Annotated in this window: 5 protein-coding genes; 4 read left to right on the plus strand and 1 reads right to left on the minus strand. The window is 66.5% G+C overall.

Going from position 1 to position 3,126, the window contains the following annotated elements:
* A partial coding sequence (locus tag VEG08_02850) for a hypothetical protein (GenBank protein HXZ26919.1) occupies nt 1-759 on the minus strand: 759 nt, incomplete at its 3' end.
* A 173-nt stretch (nt 760-932) separates the two neighbouring features.
* Here VEG08_02850 and VEG08_02855 point away from each other — a divergent pair.
* From VEG08_02855 to VEG08_02870, 4 genes are all read left to right on the plus strand, one after another.
* On the plus strand, nt 933-1,295 hold the full coding sequence (locus tag VEG08_02855; GenBank protein HXZ26920.1) for a hypothetical protein: 363 nt from the start codon (nt 933-935) through the stop codon (nt 1,293-1,295).
* A gap of 5 nt (nt 1,296-1,300) precedes the next feature.
* Nucleotides 1,301-1,660 (plus strand): hypothetical protein, encoded by a 360-nt coding sequence (locus VEG08_02860; GenBank protein HXZ26921.1) that lies wholly within the window; start codon nt 1,301-1,303, stop codon nt 1,658-1,660.
* A gap of 340 nt (nt 1,661-2,000) precedes the next feature.
* Nucleotides 2,001-2,768: a lytic transglycosylase domain-containing protein gene (locus VEG08_02865; GenBank protein ID HXZ26922.1), complete on the plus strand. Its 768-nt coding sequence runs from the start codon at nt 2,001-2,003 to the stop codon at nt 2,766-2,768.
* A 31-nt stretch (nt 2,769-2,799) separates the two neighbouring features.
* A partial coding sequence (locus VEG08_02870) for a hypothetical protein (protein HXZ26923.1) occupies nt 2,800-3,126 on the plus strand: 327 nt, incomplete at its 3' end.

Below are 3,126 nucleotides of genomic sequence, written 5' to 3' on the forward strand. Positions count from 1 at the left end.
GTAGCCGGTGAGCAGATCGGAGTAGCGCCAGGTGAGCTGCCAGCCCGCAGGCAGCCAGGCTTTGTCGGTGGGGGAAAGGGTGTCGGCGGGAAAATCGATGTCGTGGAAGTTGGTGCGCATGGTGAGGGCGAAGTCGCGCACCTGGGTGACCTCGTCGCCGAACCGGTAAGTCCAGCTCTCCAGGCCCTGCGAGCGGTAGGAGACGGCGAAGGTGGCGGTCTTCCCCGCCGGCACCGTGGCCCAGGCCGACAAGAAACCCTGGGAGTTGGCGGGCGTGACCTTCTGGCCGTCGATGGTGACCTTGAGGTCATCGTAGTTGGCCTGGGTGGTGGGCAGGGCCAGAGCGAAGCGGACGCTCTGCTCCTTGTCGCTGGTGTTGCGGAAGGTGTAGGCGCCGGAGAAGCCGACCTTGTAGGTGCTGTACCACAGCAGGCCCTTCTGGCGGTGTTGCAGGTCGAAGCCCACGTCCAGGCGGCTGCTCTCTAGGGGCAGGGGGACGGCGACGGTCTCCTGTGTCACCGCGGACGCACCCTGTGTGTCCTTGGACACGTTGACGATCTGGACTCTCTTCTCCACTAGCTTGTCGTAGCTGGCGGTGGGTGCGCCCTGCACCTGCTTGCTGCCCCAGGTGGAGGCGACCTTCTCCTTGAGCTGGTCGTCGAAGTTATAGGTACGAGTGAGGATAGTGCCGCCCAGGATCATCCAGGCGACGGTGGTGCAGGCGAAGATGAAGACGATGGCCGCGATGCGTTTCCCCATGCTGAATCCCCTTTCCAAAATTGGGGTTGGCAATCCCGGGTCGGGGAGGAGCAATCGGGGTGCCATGGGCGGCCTCCTGCCCCACGACTAACGCTGGACGCCGGCCGCGGCCCGGGTGTATATGGTCTGAGTCCTTCAGGGCTCAGGGCCGGTCCGGCAAGGCGGGGGAGCGCATGGAGCGCATCGAGTTCGTGACCCACAAGGGCAAGCAAGTGCTGCTGGTGGACATCACCGGATGCACCCCACAGGAGATCATCCTGCTCTCCACCGCCGTGCGCAACGTGGTCACCTCCCAGGCCAAGGGTTCGGTGCGCCTGCTCGCCGACTTCACCGGAGCTCAGGTCAGCAAGGATGTGATCACCCGGCTGAAGGAGGCCACCGTCGCCGACGCTCCCCACATCCTGAAGTCGGCGTGGGTGGGCACGGAGAGCTTCCCCGAGGCCCATTTCCAGGCGCTCAAGACCTTCTCCTCCAAACGCGACTTCGTCCTCTTCAGGAGCCGGGGAGAGGCTCTGGACTGGCTGGCGGAGGACTAGGCGCCATGGAGCGCATCCAGTTCGTCGAGCACAAGGGCAAGCAGATCCTGGTGATCGACTTCACCGGCTGCGGCCCCCAGGAGATCATGATGATCTCCACCGCGGTCAAAGAGGTGATCGCGCGGCAGGCCAAGGGCTCGGTGCTGGCCCTGGCCGACTTCACCGGCGCCCGCGTCAACAAGGACGCCGTCACCCGCATCAAGGAGGTCACCACCTTCGACGCCCCCTACGTCAAGCGCGCCGCCTGGGTGGGCATCGAGAGCCTGCCCGAGACCTACTTCAAGGCCATCCAGACCTTCTCCAACCGCGAGTTCGTGCCCTTCCAGAGCCGCACCGAGGCCCTGGACTGGCTGGTGAGGGAGTAAGGCAGACCTCCGGCCTCGGGCGTCCTGCGTCCCTTCATCCCCCCCGAAGGACAGCGTCCTGAAGGACAGTGGGCCTCCGTGTACCCAACCTGCGGAATTCTCCCTATCTCATTGGTTTTTATTGGTGTTTTGCCGCGTTTTGTCCTGTTCACTCCTCTGATTCCCCCTGCCGGCGCCGTTGCTGCTTCCGGCACCCCGGCATATAATCCACTCACTCTGGACGAAACTCCGTCAGGTGACGGTTAGGTGCAGGCGGCAACCCGCGCGGGAAGCGTTTCTTGCGGGCGACGCCCAGGGATGAAGCATGCGGCGACACCTGATTCTCCTGACATTGACGACCTTGCTACTGCCGACAGCGGCCCGAGCCGGCGACGCCATCGTCGCGGTGCAGCAGAACGGCCGGACCGTCTACGTCAACAGTGACACCCTCTCACCGAAGCCCGGCGCGGCCGCACATGCGCGGCCGGCGCCGCGAACCACCAACCTGGTTTACTGGAGCCGCAGCAAGCAGCGCTGGATCCCGGTGCCGCCGCCCAGCCCCGCCGCCATGCGGGCGGCGCGCTCGGCGGCCGCCGAGGTCTCGCAGACTCTGGAGGCCCGGCAAGCGGCAGCTCAGCCCGGCACCCTCTCCCGGCAACCCCTCAGCGCCGACCAGATCGACGGCCTGATCGACCAGATCGCCGCCAAGCATGGCGTGGACCCGAATCTGGTGCGCGCGGTCATCAAGGTGGAATCGAACTTCAATCCCACCGCGGTCTCGCGCAAGGGAGCCATGGGGCTGATGCAGCTGATGCCGGGGACGGCCCAGACGCTGAACGTGAGCAATCCCTTCGACCCGCAGCAGAACATCGATGCGGGGGTGCGCCACCTTCGGGCCCTGCTGAACACCTACGGCGGGGACGTCTCGCTTTCGCTGGCCGCCTACAACGCGGGCGCGGGAGCGGTGGCGCGCAACAACGGGGTTCCTCCCTTCCGCGAGACCAGGAACTATGTGCGCCGGATCACGGAGATCTACGGCAACGGCTCCGCCCTGCGGGCCGGCTTCTCGTCTCCCATCCGGGTGTACCGCGATGCCCAGGGCGTGCTGACCTTCAGCAACACCGAGTAGCGCCCGCGGCGTCTGCGCAAGAGGCTTCGACGTGAACGGCTCGACCCCAATCCGAGGGGTGTGGCGCGCCGCCGCCCTACTCTGCGCCCTGGCCCTGGCCGCCGCCCCGGCGACGGCGCTCACCGTCGCCCAGAAAAAGGCAAAGGCGCGCGTCCAGTTCGAGGCTGCGGAGCGGATGCGCCAGGAGCTGCAAGACGCCGCCGTCTCCCAGCGCACCCGCCGCGACTATGCCCGCGTCATCGACGCCTACCGCCGGGTCTACTACCTCGCGCCTTCCCTCAACCAGGCCGACGAGGCGGTGGTGGCGGTGGCGGACCTGCTGGCCGAGATGGGCCGCTCCTGCAACGATCCCAAGGCC

This window comes from Terriglobales bacterium, from assembly GCA_035624475.1.
In the GTDB taxonomy this organism is placed as follows: domain Bacteria; phylum Acidobacteriota; class Terriglobia; order Terriglobales; family Acidobacteriaceae; genus DASPRL01.

Bases quoted from the DNA above. Each gene is read 5' to 3' on its own strand.
- VEG08_02855 (HXZ26920.1), top strand. From the start codon at position 933: ATGGAGCGCATCGAGTTCGTGACCCACAAGGGCAAGCAAGTGCTGCTG.
- VEG08_02860 (HXZ26921.1), top strand. From the start codon at position 1,301: ATGGAGCGCATCCAGTTCGTCGAGCACAAGGGCAAGCAGATCCTGGTG.